Below are 19125 nucleotides of genomic sequence, written 5' to 3' on the forward strand. Positions count from 1 at the left end.
GGCGGGCTTCTTTTTTGCGTGCGTGTCGGTGGCGCATCCGGCCCGGTTCCGGTTTTGCGGGTAGATTCATCGCCATGTGGACGACGCTCGACGACAGCCTCTGCCAGCTCGGTGAATCGCCGTTCTGGCATCCGCACGAAGGTGCGCTCTACTGGCTCGACATTCCCGGGCGCGCCGTGTTGCGAACGCGCGGCGGGATCGGTGCTGCCACCGTCGAACGATGGAGCCTGCCCACCGAGCCGGGCTGCATGGCGCCGGCGCGCAGCGGCGGCCTGGTGATCGCGCTGCGCGACGGCATCTACCGCGCGCCGCAATGGGGCAGGCCGCTGCGATTGCTCGCGCGCGCCGACTACGACACACGCACCATGCGCTTCAACGACGGCAAGTGCGATCCGCTGGGCCGCTTCTGGGCCGGCACGCTCAACGAGGCCAAGGACCGGCCGAACGCCGCGCTCTACTGCCTCGACGCGCGCGGCGGCCGCGCGCCGGTGCTCACGCAGATGGCCAACGAAGCCACCACCGCGAACGGGCTCGCGTTCTCGCCCGATGCCTCGACCCTCTACTGGTCCGACACCGCGGCGCACCGCGTGCGCGCGTGGGACTGGGCGGCCGCGTCCAACGTGCTGTCGCGTCCCCGCGTGTTCCGCCAGTTCGAGGGCAAGCCCGCGGGCTGGACGCCGGAATCGCCGGTGCGCTACGAGGGCCGGCCGGACGGCGCCACGGTCGACGCCGTGGGCTGCTACTGGGCCTCGATGTTCGAAGGCGGTCAGCTGCTGCGCTTCGCAGCCTCGGGCGAACAACTGACGGCGCTGGCGACGCCGGTACAGTGTCCGACCATGCCCTGCCTCGGCGGCGACGACCTGCGCACGCTGTTCGTCACCTCCGCGCGGCAGGGCCGGCCCGCATCGGAACTGGCGCAGCGTCCGGCGTCGGGCTACGTGGTGTCGATGCGCGTCGAAACGCCGGGGCTGCCGGTCCACTTCTTCGAGGATTGAGGACCGTCGTGGGCGCTACGATGGCGGCCATGGACCCTGCCCTCGCCCCGCTCACCGATCGCATCCGCGCCGCCGCCGCCGATGGACATCGGCTTCGCATCCGCGGCGCCGGCACCAAGGACTTCTACGGCGAATCCCCGCAAGGCGAGCTCCTTGCCACCGGCGCCCTCACCGGCATCACCAGCTACGAACCCAGCGAACTCGTCGTCACCGCGCGCGCCGGCACGCCCCTGGCCGAACTCGAAGCCGCCCTCGCTGCCTGTGGCCAGTGCCTGCCCTTCGAGCCCCCGCGCTTCGGCCCCTCGGGCACCGGCACCGTCGGCGGCATGATCGCCGCCGGCCTCTGCGGCCCCGCGCGCGCCAGCGCGGGCGCCGTGCGCGACTACGTGCTGGGCGCCACCCTCGTCAACGGCCGCGGCGAAGTGCTCGCCTTCGGCGGCCAGGTCATGAAGAACGTCGCCGGCTACGACATCTCGCGCCTGCTCGCCGGCTCCCTGGGCACGCTCGGCCTCATCGCCGAAGTCAGCCTCAAGGTCCTGCCCATCGCCCCCGCCGAGGCCACCCTGCGCTTCGAATGCACCCAGTCCGATGCCCTGCGCCTGCTCAACGGCTGGGGCGCCCAGCCGCTGCCCCTCAACGCCAGCCGCTGGAGCGAACAGGACGCCACCGGCAGCCTCTGGCTGCGCCTGCGCGGCGCCGTGGCCGCGGTCGATGCCGCCTGCAGGCACCTGGGCGGCGAGCGTCAGCCCGATGCACAGGCCCAGGCCGACTGGCAGGCCGCACGCGACCAGCGCCTGCCCTGGTTCGGCATCCCCGGCGCGCACAGCCTCTGGCGCCTCTCGGTGCCCCAGACCGCGCCCGCCATCGACTTCGAGACTGCGCCCCTCCTCGAATGGCACGGCGCCCAGCGCTGGTACCTCGCCTCGGCCAACCAGGGCGCGCGCCTGCGCGCCGCCGCGCGCACCGCCGGCGGCCATGCCACCCTGTTTCGCATCGCCGACGACGCCAGCCAGGCCGCGCGCTCCGTGCCGCGCTTCGACGCGCTCAGCGCCCCCTCGCGCGCATCCACCGCGCGCTCCTGCGCGAGTTCGACCCGCACGCCGTCTTCGACCACGCACGGCTGCTCGGCGCCGACTGATCCACCCGTCCTCCTTCATGCAAACCGAACTCGCGCCCGAATACAAGAACACGCCCGAAGGCCTGCAAGCCGAAGCCATCCTGCGCAAATGCGTGCACTGCGGCTTCTGCACCGCCACCTGTCCCACCTACCAGCTGCTGGGCGACGAGCTCGACGGCCCGCGCGGGCGCATCTACCTGATCAAGCAGGTGCTCGAAGGCCACGCGCCCACGCGCAGCACCCAGCTGCACCTGGACCGGTGCCTGACCTGCCGCAACTGCGAGACCACCTGCCCGAGTGGCGTGCAATACGGCCACCTGGTCGACATCGGGCGCAAGATCGTCGACGACAAGGTCCCGCGCCCGGCCCTCGAATCGGCCACCCGCTGGCTGCTCAAGGAAGGCCTGACTTCGCCGCTCTTCGGCCCCGCGATGAAGCTGGGCCAGTCCGTGCGCGGCCTGCTGCCCGACGCCCTGAAGGCCAAGGTGCCCGCGCCGCAGCCCTCGGGCCACTGGCCCGCGCGCATCCATGCGCGCAGGATGCTGCTCTTGGCCGGCTGCGTGCAGCCCTCGATGGCCCCCAACATCAACAAGGCCACCGCGCGCGTGCTCGACGCGGCCGGCATCCAGAGCGTGATCGCGCCCAAGGCCGCCTGCTGCGGTGCGGTGAAGTTCCACCTCGACGACCACGAAGGCGCCCGCATGCAGATGCGCGCCAACATCGACGCCTGGTGGCCGCACATCGAGGGGGACGGCGGCCACGCGGTGGAGGCGATCGTGATGAACGCCTCGGGCTGCGGCGTGACCGTGCGCGAGTACGGCCACCTGCTCAAGGACGATGCGGCCTATGCGGCCAAGGCACAGCGTGTCAGTGCGCTCACCAAGGACCTGAGCGAGCTGCTGCCCGAGCTGGCCGCGGCGCTGAAAGACCGGGTGAAGGCGCCCCCGGGCGTGATCGCCTACCACCCGCCGTGCACGCTGCAGCACGGCCAGCAGCTGCGCGGCGGGGTGGAGGCGAGCCTGCGCGCGCTGGGCTTCGACGTGCAGCTGGCCCGCAACGAGTCGCACCTGTGCTGCGGCTCGGCGGGCACGTACTCGGTGCTGCAGCCGGCGCTGGCCTATGCCCTGCGCGACCGCAAGCTGGGGCACCTGGCCCAGCTGCAGCCCACCACCATCGTGTCGGCCAACATCGGCTGCATCACGCACCTGCAAAGCGCAGGCCACACGCCCGTGCGCCATTGGGTGGAGTTGCTGGACGAGGCCATGGCAGTGGCCTGATCGCACATGCAAAGGGGCTGCGGTCCGACTCGCGGCCGGCCCGCGCGGCCCGATCCTGCAGGACTGTTCACTTCGGGAGCCCCTCCATGCGAGCCTCTTTCCAGACTTTTCTTCTTCGCGGCGCCGTCGCCTGCGCCTGCATCGCCGCGCCATGGGCGGCGCAAGCCCAGCCCGCAGGCATGCCCGCGATGAGGTCGCAGGGCGCCGTGCAGTACGTGTGCGGCGGCATCGGCTCCGACGAATCCACCGCCATGCGCGCCGCGATGAAGGACCATCCGCTCGCACTGCTGTTCGCGCGCGCCGGCGGCGAGTACCTCGCGAACGTCGATGTGACGGTGCAGGACGCCAAGGGCGGCACGGCGCTGTCCATGCGCGCTTCGGGCCCGGTGTGCCTGATCGATCTGCCCGCCGGCCGCTACACCGTCCAGGCCACCAGCGAGGGCACGACCAAGAGCGAGGCCGTGACCGTCGGCAGCGGGCCGAAGACCGCGGACTTCCGCTTCTGAGCGCCGGCCGCGCTCAGGCCGCCAGCGCCGCCTCGATGTCGGGCCCGAGCGACTCCGGCTTGTCGAGCGGCGCGTAGCGCTTGCGCACCTGCCCGTCCTTGCCGACCAGGAACTTGGTGAAGTTCCATTTGATCGCCGTGCTGCCGAGCAGCCCGGGCGCCTCGCGCGTGATCCACTTGTAGAGCGGCGAGGCGCCGGGGCCGTTGACCTCGATCTTCTCCATCATCGGAAAGCTCACGCCATAGTTCTTGGTGCAGAACGCGCCGATCTCCTCGTTGCTGCCCGGGTCCTGGTTGGCGAACTGGTTGGACGGGAAGCCGAGCACCGCGAAACCCCGGTCCGCGTATTTCTCGTACAGCGCTTCCAGGCCCTCGAACTGCGGCGTGAAGCCGCACTTGCTGGCCGTGTTGACGATCAGCAGCACCTTGCCGCGGTAGGCGGCGAGCGGCACAGGTGTGCCGTCGATCTGCTTCGCCTCGAAGTCATAGACGCTGGTCATGGCATGTCCTTCAGGATGGGAATGCGCCGATCATCGTCGCCGTCCGGCGTTCCTGCAAACGCCGACCAGGCGGCCGCCGCCACGATCAGCGCGCCGCCGACCCAGATGCGCATGCCGAGCACCGCGGCGCCGAGCGCGACCGAGGACGCGCTCGCGAACAGCACTTCGGACAGCATGATCACCGAGGTCGTGCTGGCCACCAGGCGCCCCGCGCCGTACTGCAGGCAGACGTTGGCGACCACGAAGCCCGTGCCCAGCAGCAGCGCCCAGCCCAGCCAGCCCGGCGTCGCCAGCGCCGGCGGCGCGATGGCGCCGACGGCCGAGCCTGCGAGCGCCGTCAGCGTCGCCACTCCCGCGCAGCCGCCGAACATCGCCAGTGCGCGCGATTCGCCCGGCGCCGCGCGCAGCCGGCGCAGCAGGATGTTGGTCACCGCGAAGCAGAAGCCGGCCGCGACGCCGAGCCAGTCCGCCAGGCTCGCGGGCACCGGCCAGTCGGTCCCCGGCGACTTGAGCACCACCGCCACGCCGGCCAGCGCCAGCACCATGCGCGCCAGCGCCGCGGCGCTCGGACGCTCGCCGAGGAAGACCCAGGCCAGCAGCACGCTCCACAGCGGCATCAGGTAGAACAGCAGCACCACGCGCACCACGTCGCCCTGCGTCACCGCCCAGTTGAAGCCGACATTGGTCAGGCCCGCCGCCACGGCCAGCAGCACCAGTCCGCGATGCGCGACGAAGCCCCGCAACGCCTGCCGCCGCACCAGCGACATCGCGACGAAGATCGCGGCATAGATCAGGCTGGTGGCCCACACCGGATGCAGGCCGTGCGCCTCGAGCTGCCGAAAGGGAAACCACGAAACGCCCCACACGAAGGCGTTGAAGATCAGTGCGAGTGCGGGCAAGCCTGGGGGGTGCTCAATGGTGTTTGTCGCTGCGTGCGATGGCCAGCAAGTGTTCGACCTCTTCCGGATACTTGCGCAGGTTTCTCTGGTGCAGCCGCTTGATCATCCACATGAAGGTCGCCACGATGAGCCCGAAGGCGGTGATCGCCCAGTACGCGGAGAAGCCGAGCCCGGTGCACACGCTGTAGAACACGCCGAGGCACAGGATGCTCGCGTTCTCGTTGAAGTTCTGCACCGCGATCGACCGGCCGGCACCCATCAGGTTGTGGCCGCGGTGCTGCAGCAGCGCATTCATCGGCACCACCAGAAAGCCGCCCAGGCCGCCCAGCAGGATCAGGAACGGGATCGCGACCCACAGGTTGCTGATGAAGTTCATGCCGATCACCAGCAGGCCCATGCCGATGCCCAGCGGGATCACGCGCGTCGCCACGTCCAGGCGCATGCGCATCGAGGCCACGATCGCGCCGACGGCGGTGCCGATGGCGACCACGCCGGTGAGCGAAGAGGCCTGCGCCGTGTTGTAACCGAGCGCGAGCGATGCCCAGGCCAGCACGATGTACTTGAGGTTCGAGCTGGCGCCCCAGAACAGCGTCGTGGTGGCGAGCGTGATCTGTCCCAGCTTGTCGCGCCACAGCCGCGCATTGCAATGCCAGAAGTCGGGCAGCAACGCGAACACGTTGCGCGCGAGGCCGTGCCGCAGGTTCGCCCGCAAGGGCCGCATCTCGACCCCGGTATGGGGAATGCGGGTGTTGAACCACGCCGCCAGCACGTAGATGAAGATCAGCGTCGCGATCGCGGCTTCGGGCGGCGTGTCCACGCCAGTGTCGATCAGCGGAAAGTCGAACGCGAGCAGATGGCTCGACAGCGCATGGCCGACCAGCTGCCCGCCCAGCACGATGCCCAGGATGATCGAGGCGATCGTCAGGCCTTCGATCCAGCCGTTGGCCTTGACCAGCTGCGACGCCGGCAGCAGCTCGGTGAGGATGCCGTACTTGGCCGGGGAGTAGGCCGCGGCACCGAGCCCGACGATCGCGTAGGCGACCAGCGGATGCGAGCCGAACAGCATCATCACGCAGCCGACCACCTTGATCGCATTGGCGACGAACATCACCTGGCCCTTGGGCAGCGCATCGGCGAAGGCGCCGACCAGCGGTGCCAGCAACACATAGAAGACGGTGAAGATCGGCACCAGCGCCGCGCGCTGCCACTCGGGCGCACCATGGGCCCGCAACAGTTCCACGGCAGCGACGAAGAGCGCGTTGTCGGCCAGCGACGAAAAGAACTGCGCCGACATGATCGTGTAGAAACCGCGCTTCATCGATGGGCTGGCTGGCCAGGAAGGGGGACTGCTGGCATTAGTGGGAAAGTAACCGTTTCGGGGGCGGCTGCGCGGTTATAGCATGGGGGTGTGGTGCCAAAATGGCAGGGCGTACCCGGTGTTCCGGGTGTTTTTGTGTGAGCGTTTTCAGCTTTCCTGCGGGTTTCTCCGTGCCTCGTCCCATCCTCGCCACCATCCATCCCGCTGCACTGCGCCACAACCTCGACCGGGTCCGGCGCGCCGCGCTCGACGCCCGCACCTGGGCCGTCGTCAAGGCCGATGCCTACGGGCACGGCATCGAGCGTGTGTTCGACGCCTTCCGTGCCGCCGACGGCTTCGCGCTGCTCGACCTGGCCGAGGCCGAACGCGTGCGCGCGCTCGGGTGGCGCGGGCCGGTGCTGCTGCTCGAAGGCGTGTTCGAGTCGCGCGACCTCGAGCTGTGTTCGCGCCTGGACCTCTGGCACACGGTGCACTGCGAGGTCCAGATCGACATGCTGGCCGCGCACAAGACGCAGGCGCCGCAGCGCGTCTTCCTCAAGATGAACTCGGGCATGAACCGGCTCGGCTTCGCGCCCGAGCGCTTCCGTGCCGCCTGGACGCGCCTGAATGCGCTGCCGCAGGTCGACGAGATCTCGCTGATGACCCATTTCAGCGATGCCGACGGCGAGCGCGGTGTCGCGCACCAGCTCGCGCTGTTCGAGCGCATCACCCAGGATCTGCCCGGCGAGCGCTCGATCGCCAACAGCGCAGCCACGTTGCGCCATGCGGCCGACACGCGCGCTGACTGGGTCCGTCCCGGCATCGTGCTGTACGGCAGCGCGCCCGACTTCCCGGAACACGACGCGGCGCACTGGCAGCTGCAGCCGGCGATGACGCTGGCGACGAAGCTGATCTCGGTGCAGCAGCTGAAGGCTGGCGACACCGTGGGCTACGGCTCGCGCTTCACGGCCGAGGGCGCGCTGCGCATCGGCATCGCCGCGGTCGGCTATGCCGACGGCTATCCGCGCCATTGCGACACCGGCACGCCGGTGCTGGTCGACGGCGTGCGCACGCGCATGGTGGGGCGCGTCAGCATGGACATGATCACGGTCGATCTCACGCCCGTGCCCGATGCCGGCTTCGGCAGCGAAGTCACGCTGTGGGGGCGCGCATCGAACGGCGCCGTGCTGCCGATCGATGAAGTGGCGCAAGCCGGCGGCACCGTCGGCTACGAGTTGATGTGCGCCGTGGCGCCGCGCGTGCCGAAAGTGGTGGAACAGCCCCGAAGCGCGGCTCAATAAAGACCGCGCTGTCGCGCCTGCAGTCGCGCCAGGCCCAGCAACGCATCGGTGAAGGGCGTCGGCACGCCCGCGCGCTGGCCGAGTTCGCGCACCGAGGACACCAGCGCATCGAGCTCGACCGCGCGGCCCGCCTCGACGTCCTGCAGCATCGAGGTCTTGAATGCACCGAGCTTGCGCGTGACCGCGTGGCGGTCTTCCGGCGTCTCGGCGATCGGGACGCCGATGCGCGCGCCGATGTCCCTGGCCTCCAGCATGATCGCCGAGATGAAGCCGCGCACCAGGTCGTCGTTGAGGATCAGGTCGGTGGTGGCGCCGGTCAGCGCGCTGATCGGGTTGACCGTCATGTTGCCCCAGAGCTTGTACCAGATGTCCTTCTGGATCTGCGGCGACAGGCGGGCGTCGAGGCCCGCGCGCGCGAGCAGCTCGCACAGCGCCTGCGCGCGCGGCGTCGCTTCGCCCGAAGGCTCGCCGACGATCAGCCCGTTGCCGAAGTGATGCCGCACCACGCCCGGCGCATCGAGCGAGCAGCTCGCATGCACCACGCCGCCGATCACGTGCCGCGCCGGGATCGCCGCATCGATGCGGCCGCCCGGATCGATCGCCTCCAGCTGCGCGCCCGCCAGCGGGCCGCCGAAGCCGCCCTGCAGGAACCACCAGGGCACGCCGTTCATCGCGGTGAGAACGATCGTCTCGGGGCCGAGCAGTGGCGCGATCTGCTGCGCGACCATCGGCAGCGCCGGCGCCTTGACCGCGACGATCACCGCCTGCTGCACGCCCAGCGCCTTCGGATCGGCACTGGCGCGCACCGGCACCGCCGTGCGCGCGCCGCCGCTCACCAGCGCGAGGCCGTTGCGCTGCAACGCCTCGAGCGTCGCACCGCGCGCCACCACGTCGATCTCGCAGCCGGCCTGCGCCAGCTTCACGCCCAGCCATCCGCCGATCGCGCCGGCGCCGTAGATGCAGACTTTCATGCTTGGTACGCGTCGTCGATGCGGTCGACCTGCCGGACCAGCGCGTCGAACAGGTCCTGCCCCGCGCCGTGATTCGCACTGAGCTGGAAGGAATCGCGCGTGCACTTGCGCGCGATCTCCTCGGACACCGGGATCGCGGCGCCCATCGAGAAGGTCGCCATCTGGATCTCGCAGGCGCGCTGCAGCGTCCAGAGGATCGCGAAGGTCTGCGGCAGCGTGTGGCCCCAGGCCAGCAGGCCATGGTTGCGCAGGATCACCGCGCGCCGGTCGCCGATGCTCTGGATCAGGCGCGGGCCTTCGTCGGCATGGATGGTGATGCCCTCGAAGTCGTGGTACGCGACCATGTCGTACAGCTGCGCGGTGTAGAAGTTGGTCTGCTGCAAACCGCCCTGCAGGCAGGCCACCGCGACGCCGGCCGTGGTGTGCGTGTGCATCACGCAATGCGCATCGGGCAGGCCGTCGTGGATCGCGGCGTGCACGGTGAAGCCGGCCGGGTTCACCGGCCAGGTCGAGCCGTCGAGCACCCGGCCCTGCAGGTCGATCTTGACCAGGTTGCTCGCCGTCACCTCGCTGTAGTGCAGGCCGAAGGGATTGATCAGGAACTGCTTGTCGCCGCCGCTCACGCTGTCGGGCAGCCGCACGGTGATGTGGTTGTAGATCATCTCGGTCCAGCCCAGCATCGCGAACACGCGGTAGCAGGCCGCGAGCTGCAGCCGGGCTGCGCGCTCGTCGGGATGCATCGCGGAGGGGACGCGCGCCGTGGGCGGCGCGGAAAGAACGGTGGTCATCGGCAGTTCCCTTTCATTCGTGCTTGCGTCGCGGACGCGTGGTCAGGATTCGTCGCGCAGCCAGGTGACCGCGCCGGAGTGCGTCACCGCGCCCTGGTGGCCGGGCCGCACCGTGAGCGCGTATTTCTCGAGCACGCCGCCGCGGTGCAGGTTCGCAGGCGGCTTGCGCCGCGCGAGCCGCGCACCGATCTCGTCGGCAGCGAGTTCGACGGTGATGCTGTGGGCCTCGGCCCGCGCGTCGATCGCGATCATGTCGCCATCGGCCAGTGCCGCGATCGGTCCGCCGTCGGCCGCTTCGGGGCCGGCGTAGCCGATGCACAGGCCGCGCGTCGCGCCCGAGAAGCGGCCATCGGTGAGCAGCGCCACGCGGTCGCCCATGCCCTGGCCGTAGAGCAGCGCGGTGATGCCGAGCATCTCGCGCATGCCGGGGCTGCCGCGCGGGCCTTCGTTGCGGATCACGATCACGTCGCCAGCCTCGTAGCGCCGGTTCTGCACCGCGGCCTGTGCTTCTTCCTCGGAGTCGAAGACGCGTGCCGGTCCGCGATGCACCAGCGTCTTCAGGCCCGCGGTCTTGAGCAGCGCGCCGTCGGGGCAGAGGTTGCCCTTGAGCACCGCGAGCCCGCCGTCGCGGCTGATCGCGTCGCCGGCCCTGCGCACCACGCGGCCGTCGGGCTCGCCCGCATCGGCCACTTCCTCGGCCAGCGTGCGGCCGGTGAAGGTGAGGGCGCCGCCGTGCAGGAAGCCCTGCGCCAGCAACGTGCGCAGGATCACGCCGGCGCCGCCGATGTAGTAGACGTCGCGCGCCAGGTACTGGCCGCCCGGGCGCAGGTCGGCGATCAGCGGCGTGCGTGCGAACACCTCGGCCACGTCGTCCAGATGGAAGCGGATGCCGGCCTCGTGCGCGATCGCCGGCAGGTGCAGCGCGGCGTTGGTCGAGCCGCCGGTGGCCGAGACCAGCGCGCAGGCGTTCTCGAGCGACTGGCGCGTCACGATGTCGCGCGGCAGCGGGCCGTCGCCGAGCACCGCCTTCATCAGCGTCTTCGCGGCGCGGCGCATCAGCGGCGCGCGTTCGCTGAACACCGCCGGCACCATGCTGGAGCCGATCGGCGCCAGGCCCAGCGCCTCCGACACCATGCCCATCGTGTTGGCGGTGAACTGGCCCGCGCAGGCGCCTGCGGTCGGCAGGCAGGCGCGGCTCATCGCATCGAGCTCGTCGGCCGTGGCGGTGCCGGCGAGCACCTTGCCGATGGTCTCGTAGGTGTCGACCACGTTGAGGTCGCGGCCGTCCGGCCCCGGCATCTGGCCCGGCAGCGCGGAGCCGCCATGCACGAACACGCTCGGCACGTTGCAGCGCACCATGCCCATCATCAGGCCCGGCAGGTTCTTGTCGCAGGCACCGATCGCGAAGATGCCGTCCCACTGATGCCCGCGCGTCGAGGTCTCGACGCTGTCGGCGATCAGCTCGCGCGAGACCAGCGAGAAGCGCATGCCCGAATGCGCCATCGACAGGCCATCGCTCACCGACATCACCGGGCATTCGTGCGGCGTGCCGCCGCCGGCGTAGATGCCGGTCTTGGCGTGCTGCGCCTGCTCGCGCAGGTTCAGGTTGCACGGGCTCATCTCGCCGCCGGTGTGGAACACGCCGATGTGCGGCCGCGCGATGTCCTCGTCGTCCTGGCCCAGCGCCTGCAAGAAGCTGCGCGTGGTGGCGCGGATGATGCCGTCGCGGATGATCGCCGAGCGGAAGCCGCGGGCCTTGTCGCCGATGTCGGTCATGGCAGGCTCAGTAGCCGGGTGCGTCCGGTCCCGGCGCGTCCTTCTTGTAGCGCGCCAGCAGCTGCTTGGCCGCGGCCACCAGCAGTGCCGTGTCGACGCCCACCGCGACGAACAGCGCGCCGGCCGCGAGCCATTTGCGCGCCTGTTCCTCGGTGGTCGACAGGATGCCCGGCACCTTGCCGGCCTTGCGGATGCGCGCGATGGCGTCGGCGATCGCGGCCTGCACCTCCGGATGGCCTGGCTGTCCGATGAGGCCCATCGAGGCCGAGAGATCGGCGGGGCCGATGAAGACGCCGTCGATGCCCGGCGTCGCCGCGATGGCGTCGAGATTCTTCAGCGCCTCGACCGTCTCGGCCTGCACCAGCAGGCAGGTCTGCGCGTTGGCCTCATTCAGGTACTTCGGATAGCTCTGCCAGCGCGAGGCGCGCGCCAGCGAGCTGCCGATGCCGCGCACGCCCTCGGGCGGATAGCGCATCGCCTGCACCAGGCGTGCGGCCTGCTCGGGCGTGTCGACCATCGGCACCAGCAGCGTCTGGGCGCCGATGTCGAGGTACTGCTTGATCAGCGCGGTCTCGCCGACGGGCACGCGCACCACCGGCTGCGAGCGGTGCGCGAGGCCCGACCATGCGCTCGAAATGCCTTGCAGCTGCGCAAGCACCGAACGCACGTCGTTGGGCGCATGCTCGCCGTCGATCAGCAGCCAGTCGTAGCCGGCGCCCGCGAGCATCTCGGCAGCGTAGCCATCGGCCAGCCCGACCCAGAGGCCGATCTGCGGCTGGCCTGCCTGCAGGGCTTGCTTGAAGGTGTTGAGGGGGGTTTGCATGGAAGGCCTCAGACGAAACGGAAGGAGATCGAACCGAGCGGACCGTAGTCCGCGTGAAAAGTGTCGCCGGCCAATGCCGTGGTCGGTCGCGTGAACGAACCGCCGAGCACCACCTCGCCGGCCTCCAGGCATTCGTCCCAGGGCGCGAGCTTGTTGGCCAGCCAGGCCACGCCGGTCGCGGGATGGTTCAGCACTGCGGCCGCGACGCCGGATTCCTCAATGATGCCGTTCTTGTACAGCAGCGCGCCGACCCAGCGCAGGTCGACCGCGTCCGGCTTCACCGGCCGGCCGCCGGTCACGATGCCGGCATTGGCCGCGTTGTCGGCGATGGTGTCGAACACGCGGCGCATGGCCTTGGTGTGGCGGTCGAACTGCTCGATGCGCGCATCGATGATCTCGATCGCCGGCACGACGTACTCGGTGGCGGCCAGCACGTCGAAGATCGTCACGTTCGGCCCCTGCAGCCGCTTGCCGAGCACGAAGGCGAGCTCGACCTCCACCCGCGGCGCGATGAAGCGCTGGAAGGGGATGTCGCCCTGCTCGAAGAACATGTCGTCCAAGAGCGTGCCGTAGTCGGGCTCGGTGATCTGGCTGGCCTGCTGCATCGCGCGCGAGGTCAGGCCGATCTTGTGGCCCTTGACCACGCGACCCTCGGCGATCTTGGCCTTGACCCATTCGCGCGAGATCGCGTAGCCGTCCTCGATGGTCATGGCGGGAAAGCGCTTGGAGAAATGCTCGACCTGCACGCGCGACTTCTCGCTCTCGTGCAGTTCGGCGGCGAGCTGCTGGATGAGGGGCCTGTCGAGCATGCTATTTGTTGAAGAGTGGATGCAGGTTGCCGTACTTGCCGTCGTAGATCAGGCCGGGGCTTTCGTCGACCTGCAGCGTGATGCCGATGTGGCGCTTCGCAAGCAGCGGTTCGAAGTGCTGCTTGACGCTGGCCAGCAGCGCGTCGCCGGCGCGTTTCTTTACCGCGTCGGTGCGGCCCGCCGCCATCCGCAGATTGAGGTAGACGAAGGCGTAGTCGGCCTTGCCGTCCGCCACCGCGTAGTGCGCGGCCGGATAGGCCAGCACGCGCGTGCCGCCGGTCGGATAGACCTGCCGGCCTTCGTCGTCGCGCTGCGCGAGCATGGTGTCGGCCAGGCTGCGGCACAGCGCCGGCATGTCGGTCTCGCGTTCGATGTTCGGCGTGTAGAGGATCACCAGATGAGGCATGGCCGCTCTCCTTCGTTGTTCATGCGATCGTCATCGTAGCGGCCGTGCAGGTCACCGCGAAGATCGGGATGGCTTTCATGTGGAAGACTTCGCCCTTGCCGCGCGCGGCCGCGGCCACGGCGATGAAGGTGCGGATCTCGAAGCCGCCCTGGCCGGCTTCGCGGTAGGTGGCTTCGTCGTTGTAGCGGTCCATCGACAGCAGCGCTTCGCGGTCGTTGGCGCACCAGCGGTCCATGAAGTCGCGGTCCCAGGCCTCGTTGACCTTGCCCGAATCGGGCGTTGCTGGCCAGTGCGAGATGCCGCCGGTGCCGATGATCGCGATGCGCTCGGGGGCCTTGTCGCAGGCCCGGCGCAGCGCCTCGCCGAACGCCCAGGCGCGGTGCAGCGGCGTGAGCGGCGGGCCCTGGCAGTTGATGTTGACCGGGATGATCCTGGTGTCGAACTTCGGCGTCAGGAAGTGCAGCGGCACGATGATGCCGTGGTCGAACTTCCACTCTTCGGCATAGGCCACGTCGACGGTCTGCATGACCTCGCGGATCAGGCGCTGCGAGAGCGCGGCATCGCCGGGGACCTTCGTCTTCTCGATGCCGAGCCACTTCGGATCCTCGATCGGACCTTCGTAGCTGTCGGCCATGCCGATCGCATAGGCCGGCATGTTGTTCATGAAGAAGTTGGCGAAGTGCTCGGCCGCGATCACGATCACCGCGTCGGGCTTCGCCGCATGCAGCGCCGCGCCGAGGCGATGGAACTGCGCGTGGAATTCGTCCTTCACCGCCGGGTCGGCGAGATGCGCGCGGCCGGTGATGCCGGGGGCGTGGCTGCACACGCCTGCGAAGACGAGGCTCATCTCGATGCCCGCCCGGCCGCCCGAAGGGCATCGAGCACCCCCTCGGGGGGCAGCGAACCACACGAAGTGGGGAGCGTGGGGGTCTTCATATTCCTGCCACCTTTTCGTCGTGTGTCGTCGTCATCGCATAGATGCCCGCGCGCACCGGCCCGTACTTGCGCACGCCTTCGCGCATGGCCGCGATGTAGTCGGCCCAGGGCATGCCCAAGAGCGGCGCGAAGTGCATCAGCAGCTGTCCGTTGCAGCCCAGCACGTAGAGCTTGCCGATGTCGCCGCCGTCGATGGCCTCGCGCTCCTCGTCGCTGAAGTCGTAGCCGCCCAGCAGCGCGGCGCGCGCCGCGCCGCCTTCGGCATAGCGGCGCTGCACCTCGGGCTCGCGGTTGAGCGCGAACAGGAATTTCTGCATGGCATAGAGGCTCATCGCATGGGCTCCTCGTTCAGCCTTCGACTTCGATGTGCGCCTGGCGGATCACGTCGCCGTACTTCGCGATCTCGCTCTGGATGAAAGTCGCGAAGCTCTGCGGCGTGCCCGACAGCGATGCGATGCCGCCCTTGCGGAAGGCTTCGGTCACCACAGGCCCGGCCAGCGCGCGGTTCACCTCGGCATTCATGCGCTGCACCACCGCGTCCGGCGCGGCCGCGGGCGCCAACAGGCCGTTCCACGAATTGGACTCGACCGGCACGCCCTGTTCGGCCAGTGTGGGTATGTCGGGCGCATACACCGACCGCTTCGCGGTGGCCATGCCGAGTGCGACCAGCTTGCCGGCCTGGATCTGGCTGCGGAACTCGGGCCAGTTGCCGAACATCATCGTGACCTGGCCGCCGAGCAGATCGGCCAGCGCCGGGCCCTGCCCCTTGTACGGCACATGCACGAGGTCGATGCCCATCTGCAGCCGCAGCATTTCGCCCGCGAGGTGGGCCGAGGTGCCGTTGCCGAAGGAGGCGTAGCTCAGCGTGCCGGGCTTGGCGCGCGCCTGCGTGCGCAGGTCGGCCAGCGTCTTCAGGCCGCTCGCCGGATGGGTTGCGAGCACATGCTCCGACATGCCCATCAGCGCGACCGGGCGCAAGTCCTTCAGCGTGTCGTAGGGCAGCTTCTTCTGCAGCGTCCGGTTGGCTGCGAAGCTGTTGGCCACGCAGACGAAGGAGTAGCCATCGGGTGCCGACCTGGCGACCGCGTCGACGCCGATCACGGTGCCGGCGCCCGGTTTGTTCTCGACCACGACCGCCTGGCCCAGCGCCTTGCCGACCTCGGTGCCGACCAGCCGCGCGACATAGTCGGTGGTGCCGCCGGGCGGGAAGGGCACGACGATGCGGATCGGCCTTGCTGGCCACGCCGGCTGCGCGCGTGCGAACAGCGGCAGCGCTGCGAGCGCGGCAGCGCCTTGAATCAAACTGCGGCGCGAGGCGCTCATGCCACCCCCCAATGCGGGATGTGGTGCGAGCCGAGCGACACCGCCACGTTCTTCGGCTCGCAGAACACCTCGTAGCTCCAGGTGCCGCCTTCGCGTCCGGTGCCCGAGGCCTTGGTGCCGCCGAAGGGCTGGCGCAGGTCGCGCACGTTCTGGCTGTTGACGAAGCACATGCCGGCCTCGACGGCCGCGGCGACGCGGTGCGCGCGGCCGACGTTCTCGGTCCACACGTAGCTCGACAGGCCGTAGTCGATGTCGTTGGCGATGCGGATCGCATCGGCCTCGTCCTTGAACGGAATCAGGCAGGCGACCGGGCCGAAGATCTCGTCCTGTGCGATCTTCATGCGGTTGTCGACATCGGCGAACACGGTCGGCAGCACGTAGTTGCCCTTCTTCACGCGATCGGGCAGCACGGGCGCGCCGAGGCCGCCGCACAACAGCGTCGCGCCTTCCTTCGGACCGAGCTCGATGTAGCTGCGCACCTTGGCCAGGTGGGCCTGCGAAATCATCGGGCCGACGATGGTCTTCTCGTCGAGCGGATCGCCGACGGTGATGCGCCTGGCGCGCTCGACGAACTTGGCGACGAAGTCGGCATAGATCGATTGCTGCACCAGGATGCGCGAGCCGGCCGTGCAGCGCTCGCCGTTGTTGCTGAAGATCATGAACACGGCGGCGTCGAGCGCGCGCTCGAGATTGGCGTCGTCGAAGATCACGAAGGGGCTCTTGCCGCCGAGCTCCATGCTGAATTTCTTGAGTCCCGCGCTCTTGACGATGCGGTTGCCGGTGGCCGTCGATCCGGTGAAGGAGATGGCGCGCACGTCGGGATGCGCGACCAGCGGCTCGCCGGCTTCCTTGCCGTAGCCGTGCACGAGGTTCAGCACGCCGGCCGGAATGCCGGCTTCGAGCGCGAGCTCGCCCAGGCGCGCGGCCGAGAGCGGCGACAGCTCGCTCATCTTCAGCACCGCGGTGTTGCCGAAGGCCACGCAGGGCGCGACCTTCCAGGTGGCGGTCATGAAGGGCACGTTCCACGGGCTGATCAGCGCGCACACGCCGACCGGGTGGAACAGCGTGTAGTTCAGGTGCGTGGGCGTGGGGTAGGTGTGGCCGTCGACGCGCGTGCACATCTCGGCGAAGTAGTAGAAGTTGTCGGCCGCACGCGGCACCAGCTGCTTGCCGGTCTGCGCGATCACCTGGCCGCAGTCGTTGGTCTCGGTCTCTGCGATCTCGGGCACGTGCCTGGCGATCAGGTCGCCGAGCTTGCGGACCAGCTTCGCGCGCTCGGGCGCCGGCATGCCGGCCCACTTGGGGAAGGCGTCCTTGGCGGCGGCGACGGCGGCGTTGACTTCGGCCTCGCCGCCCGATGCGACCTCGGCCAGCACCTCCTGCGTGGCGGGATTCACCGTCTCGAAGTAGTCGCGCCCCGCGACCGGCTTGCCGTTGATCAGATGCTCGATTCTCATTAGATAACCTCCGCCCTTCGGGCTACGGTGCGAACTTGCTTGGGGCGGCCCGGCGCTGCGTTCATGCTTGTCCTTGGATGGTGTTGACGAGCGCACCGACGCGCTCGATCTCGGTCACGATGACGTCGCCCGGCCGGCAGTCAACCACCCCGTCGGGCGTGCCGGTGAGGATCAGGTCGCCGGGCGAGAGCGTCATGAAGCTGCTGAAGTACTCGATCAGGAAGGGCGCGTCGAAGATCATGTCCTTCGTGTTGCCCGACTGCGTGAGCTTGCCGTTGACGGTGGTCTGCAGCGCCAGCGCCATGGGATCGGGCACGTCCTTCGCGTCGACCCGCCAGGGGCCGATCGGCGTGCAGGTGTCGCGGTTCTTCACGCGCAGGTTGGGGCGGTACCAGTTCTCGAGGTAGTCGCGGATCGCGTAGTCGTTGGCCACCGTGTAGCCGCCGATGAAGTCGTAGGCATCGTCGCGCCGCACCTTCTTCGCGGTCTTGCCGACCACGATCGCGAGCTCGCATTCGTAGTGCATGAACTGCACGCCCGACGGGCGGTTGGTGAGCTGGCGATGGCCGATCAGCGCGCTCTCGCCCTTGATGAAGACCAGCGGCTCCTCGGGCGCCTTGAACGCGAGTTCCTTGGCATGGTCGGCGTAGTTGAGGCCGAGCGCGAGGATGGTGCGCGGCCGCGGCGCAGGCGCCAGCGGCGGCAGCCAGGTCACCGCATCGAAAGCCGCCGTGCGGCCGTCGGCCAGCAGCAACTGGCCGTCGCGCTCGGTGGCGTCGTGCACAGCGCCTTCGAACAGGATGCGTGCGTGCTTCAAGATGCTTCTCCCACCAAGGTGTTGACCAGGCTCTCGAAGCCCGGCGCACTGATCTCGATGCGATCACCGGCGCGCGCGAGCGGCCGGCCGGCATCGCAGCCGAGCATCAGCACCTCGCCGTGCGCGAGCGTCATGAAGGCGCCGACGTCCGCCAGCAATTGCGAGGCGCTGCGCACGGTCTGCGAGAAATCCACCGACTGGCGCAACTCGCCGTTGATGCGCACCTCGAGCCTGAACTGCGCCGGATCCGCCACCTCCTGCGCATCGCGCAGCGCGGGGCCGACGCCGAGGAAACCGTCGAGGCACTTGAACTTGACCGGCGGGCGGTAGAAGCTCGCATGCGGGATCGAGAGGTCGTTCATCAGCACGAAGCCTTCGACATCGCCGTCGGCGCCGATCACCATCGCGATGGTGGCGCCGACCTCGACCTCGGGCACATGCTGGGGCACCGTGATGGCCGCTTCGTGCGGACTCCAGGTGTTGGCCGTCTTGACGTAGAGCACCGGCGCCTTCGGCGGCGCCTTGTAAGGGGGTTGGTCCATCTGCGGTGCCATCGCCTCCACTTCCGCGCGGAAGTTCAGCAGCACACCGTAGACCGTGCCGGCAGGCAGGAAGCTCATGGTTGTTCCAATGCAATCAATTCGTCGAGCAGCGCATAGACCTGCATCAGCTTGGCCTTGCCGAGCTTCTGCTCCATCCAGTCGTAGTGCGCTTCGATGGTGGTGGACAGGCGCTTGACCAGCTTGCGCCCCTGGGCCGTGGCCTCGATCATGGTGCTGCGCTGGTCGTCGGGATGGCGGCTGCGCTGGATCAGCCCGTCGCGCTCCATGCGCGAGAGCACGCCGGTGAGGCTGGGGCCGAGGATGAAGGCCTCGCGCGCCACGCGGCCGGTCTCGACCGCGCCATGCTCGCCGAGCACGCGCAGCACCCGCCACTGCTGATCGGACAGCGAATGCTCGCGCAGGCTGGGACGCGTGTGCGCCATGACGGCTTCGCGCGCCTGCAGCAGCAGGCGGGGCAGGTTGCGGTGCGCGAAGGTGGTGCTCATGGTGTCCAGGAATTTACTTAATATATTAAATGTTTCGCCACAAAGGGGGCTACGGGATAACCCTCTGCGCTCTCGGGTAT

At 69.3% G+C, this 19125-nt stretch carries 20 protein-coding genes and 1 pseudogene; 5 read left to right on the forward strand and 16 right to left on the reverse strand.

The window, feature by feature from the left end:
• Positions 1–74 precede the first annotated feature (74 nt).
• From E5P2_RS01190 to E5P2_RS01205, 4 genes and pseudogenes are all read left to right on the forward strand, one after another.
• Positions 75–995, forward strand: a complete 921-nt coding sequence (locus E5P2_RS01190) for an SMP-30/gluconolactonase/LRE family protein (RefSeq protein WP_162565355.1) — start codon at positions 75–77, stop codon at positions 993–995.
• A gap of 20 nt (positions 996–1015) precedes the next feature.
• Positions 1016–2133 (forward strand): annotated as a pseudogene (gene glcE, locus E5P2_RS01195) (glycolate oxidase subunit GlcE).
• A gap of 17 nt (positions 2134–2150) precedes the next feature.
• Entirely contained in the window at positions 2151–3389 is a 1239-nt protein-coding gene (glcF, locus tag E5P2_RS01200) for a glycolate oxidase subunit GlcF (RefSeq protein WP_162565356.1), read from the forward strand.
• A gap of 86 nt (positions 3390–3475) precedes the next feature.
• The gene (locus E5P2_RS01205) at positions 3476–3895 is read left to right on the forward strand and encodes a carboxypeptidase-like regulatory domain-containing protein (RefSeq protein WP_162565357.1); all 420 of its coding nucleotides are present in this window, start codon (positions 3476–3478) and stop codon (positions 3893–3895) included.
• A gap of 13 nt (positions 3896–3908) precedes the next feature.
• On the opposite strand, the gene E5P2_RS01210 is transcribed toward E5P2_RS01205, so the two are convergent.
• Genes E5P2_RS01210 through lplT form a run of 3 tightly spaced genes read right to left on the reverse strand, consistent with a single transcriptional unit; the run spans position 3909 to position 6611 of the window.
• On the reverse strand, positions 3909–4394 hold the full coding sequence (locus tag E5P2_RS01210) for a glutathione peroxidase (protein WP_162565358.1): 486 nt from the start codon (positions 4392–4394) through the stop codon (positions 3909–3911).
• Positions 4391–5293 (reverse strand): DMT family transporter, encoded by a 903-nt coding sequence (locus tag E5P2_RS01215; RefSeq protein WP_162565359.1) that lies wholly within the window; start codon positions 5291–5293, stop codon positions 4391–4393. The genes E5P2_RS01210 and E5P2_RS01215 overlap by 4 nt, the downstream gene beginning before the upstream one ends.
• A gap of 13 nt (positions 5294–5306) precedes the next feature.
• Positions 5307–6611, reverse strand: coding sequence for a lysophospholipid transporter LplT (gene lplT / locus E5P2_RS01220; protein ID WP_162565360.1), 1305 nt, complete (start codon positions 6609–6611; stop codon positions 5307–5309).
• Positions 6612–6781: 170 nt separating this feature from the next.
• Between lplT and alr the strand changes: the two genes are divergently transcribed.
• Positions 6782–7891 carry an alanine racemase gene (gene alr, locus E5P2_RS01225; RefSeq protein WP_162565361.1) on the forward strand — a complete coding sequence of 370 codons (1110 nt, stop codon included), beginning with the start codon at positions 6782–6784 and terminating at the stop codon, positions 7889–7891.
• Here the strand turns inward: alr and E5P2_RS01230 are convergent.
• From E5P2_RS01230 to hpaR, 13 genes are all read right to left on the reverse strand, one after another.
• Positions 7885–8862, reverse strand: a complete 978-nt coding sequence (locus tag E5P2_RS01230; protein ID WP_162565362.1) for a 2-dehydropantoate 2-reductase — start codon at positions 8860–8862, stop codon at positions 7885–7887. The two genes, alr and E5P2_RS01230, sit on opposite strands and share 7 nt — an antisense overlap.
• Positions 8859–9650, reverse strand: coding sequence for a class II aldolase/adducin family protein (locus E5P2_RS01235; RefSeq protein ID WP_162565363.1), 792 nt, complete (start codon positions 9648–9650; stop codon positions 8859–8861). Before E5P2_RS01235 ends, E5P2_RS01230 begins: the two co-directional genes overlap by 4 nt.
• Positions 9651–9692: 42 nt before the next feature.
• Positions 9693–11426 (reverse strand): dihydroxy-acid dehydratase, encoded by a 1734-nt coding sequence (gene ilvD / locus E5P2_RS01240; protein ID WP_162565364.1) that lies wholly within the window; start codon positions 11424–11426, stop codon positions 9693–9695.
• Positions 11427–11433: 7 nt separating this feature from the next.
• Positions 11434–12249, reverse strand: coding sequence for a 4-hydroxy-2-oxoheptanedioate aldolase (hpaI, locus tag E5P2_RS01245; protein ID WP_162565365.1), 816 nt, complete (start codon positions 12247–12249; stop codon positions 11434–11436).
• Positions 12250–12257: 8 nt separating this feature from the next.
• On the reverse strand, positions 12258–13058 hold the full coding sequence (gene hpaH, locus E5P2_RS01250; protein WP_162565366.1) for a 2-oxo-hept-4-ene-1,7-dioate hydratase: 801 nt from the start codon (positions 13056–13058) through the stop codon (positions 12258–12260).
• Between the two features lies 1 nt (position 13059).
• Complete coding sequence (locus E5P2_RS01255) at positions 13060–13464, reverse strand: 5-carboxymethyl-2-hydroxymuconate Delta-isomerase (RefSeq protein ID WP_162565367.1); 405 nt, start codon at positions 13462–13464, stop codon at positions 13060–13062.
• A gap of 19 nt (positions 13465–13483) precedes the next feature.
• Entirely contained in the window at positions 13484–14311 is an 828-nt protein-coding gene (locus E5P2_RS01260; RefSeq protein WP_162565368.1) for an extradiol ring-cleavage dioxygenase, read from the reverse strand.
• A gap of 85 nt (positions 14312–14396) precedes the next feature.
• Positions 14397–14732, reverse strand: coding sequence for an aromatic ring-opening dioxygenase subunit LigA (locus tag E5P2_RS01265; protein ID WP_162565369.1), 336 nt, complete (start codon positions 14730–14732; stop codon positions 14397–14399).
• A gap of 16 nt (positions 14733–14748) precedes the next feature.
• Positions 14749–15723, reverse strand: a complete 975-nt coding sequence (locus E5P2_RS01270; RefSeq protein ID WP_162565370.1) for a tripartite tricarboxylate transporter substrate binding protein — start codon at positions 15721–15723, stop codon at positions 14749–14751.
• Positions 15720–17180: a 5-carboxymethyl-2-hydroxymuconate semialdehyde dehydrogenase gene (gene hpaE, locus E5P2_RS01275; RefSeq protein WP_162565371.1), complete on the reverse strand. Its 1461-nt coding sequence runs from the start codon at positions 17178–17180 to the stop codon at positions 15720–15722. The genes E5P2_RS01270 and hpaE overlap by 4 nt, the downstream gene beginning before the upstream one ends.
• Before the next feature lie 61 nt (positions 17181–17241).
• Complete coding sequence (locus E5P2_RS01280) at positions 17242–17997, reverse strand: fumarylacetoacetate hydrolase family protein (protein WP_162565372.1); 756 nt, start codon at positions 17995–17997, stop codon at positions 17242–17244.
• Entirely contained in the window at positions 17994–18617 is a 624-nt protein-coding gene (locus E5P2_RS01285) for a fumarylacetoacetate hydrolase family protein (RefSeq protein ID WP_162565373.1), read from the reverse strand. The genes E5P2_RS01280 and E5P2_RS01285 overlap by 4 nt, the downstream gene beginning before the upstream one ends.
• Entirely contained in the window at positions 18614–19045 is a 432-nt protein-coding gene (gene hpaR, locus E5P2_RS01290) for a homoprotocatechuate degradation operon regulator HpaR (RefSeq protein ID WP_162565374.1), read from the reverse strand. The genes E5P2_RS01285 and hpaR overlap by 4 nt, the downstream gene beginning before the upstream one ends.
• Between the last annotated feature and the right edge of the window lie 80 nt (positions 19046–19125).

This window comes from Variovorax sp. SRS16 (genome assembly GCF_901827165.1).
In the GTDB taxonomy this organism is placed as follows: Bacteria; Pseudomonadota; Gammaproteobacteria; order Burkholderiales; family Burkholderiaceae_C; genus Variovorax.

Bases quoted from the DNA above. Each gene is read 5' to 3' on its own strand.
- E5P2_RS01190 (WP_162565355.1), top strand. From the start codon at position 75: ATGTGGACGACGCTCGACGACAGCCTCTGCCAGCTCGGTGAATCGCCG.
- glcF (WP_162565356.1), top strand. From the start codon at position 2,151: ATGCAAACCGAACTCGCGCCCGAATACAAGAACACGCCCGAAGGCCTG.
- E5P2_RS01205 (WP_162565357.1), top strand. From the start codon at position 3,476: ATGCGAGCCTCTTTCCAGACTTTTCTTCTTCGCGGCGCCGTCGCCTGC.
- E5P2_RS01210 (WP_162565358.1), bottom strand. From the start codon at position 4,394: ATGACCAGCGTCTATGACTTCGAGGCGAAGCAGATCGACGGCACACCT.
- lplT (WP_162565360.1), bottom strand. From the start codon at position 6,611: ATGAAGCGCGGTTTCTACACGATCATGTCGGCGCAGTTCTTTTCGTCG.
- E5P2_RS01230 (WP_162565362.1), bottom strand. From the start codon at position 8,862: ATGAAAGTCTGCATCTACGGCGCCGGCGCGATCGGCGGATGGCTGGGC.
- E5P2_RS01235 (WP_162565363.1), bottom strand. From the start codon at position 9,650: ATGACCACCGTTCTTTCCGCGCCGCCCACGGCGCGCGTCCCCTCCGCG.
- ilvD (WP_162565364.1), bottom strand. From the start codon at position 11,426: ATGACCGACATCGGCGACAAGGCCCGCGGCTTCCGCTCGGCGATCATC.
- hpaI (WP_162565365.1), bottom strand. From the start codon at position 12,249: ATGCAAACCCCCCTCAACACCTTCAAGCAAGCCCTGCAGGCAGGCCAG.
- hpaH (WP_162565366.1), bottom strand. From the start codon at position 13,058: ATGCTCGACAGGCCCCTCATCCAGCAGCTCGCCGCCGAACTGCACGAG.
- E5P2_RS01255 (WP_162565367.1), bottom strand. From the start codon at position 13,464: ATGCCTCATCTGGTGATCCTCTACACGCCGAACATCGAACGCGAGACC.
- E5P2_RS01260 (WP_162565368.1), bottom strand. From the start codon at position 14,311: ATGAGCCTCGTCTTCGCAGGCGTGTGCAGCCACGCCCCCGGCATCACC.
- E5P2_RS01265 (WP_162565369.1), bottom strand. From the start codon at position 14,732: ATGAGCCTCTATGCCATGCAGAAATTCCTGTTCGCGCTCAACCGCGAG.
- E5P2_RS01270 (WP_162565370.1), bottom strand. From the start codon at position 15,723: ATGAGCGCCTCGCGCCGCAGTTTGATTCAAGGCGCTGCCGCGCTCGCA.
- hpaE (WP_162565371.1), bottom strand. From the start codon at position 17,180: ATGAGAATCGAGCATCTGATCAACGGCAAGCCGGTCGCGGGGCGCGAC.
- E5P2_RS01285 (WP_162565373.1), bottom strand. From the start codon at position 18,617: ATGAGCTTCCTGCCTGCCGGCACGGTCTACGGTGTGCTGCTGAACTTC.
- hpaR (WP_162565374.1), bottom strand. From the start codon at position 19,045: ATGAGCACCACCTTCGCGCACCGCAACCTGCCCCGCCTGCTGCTGCAG.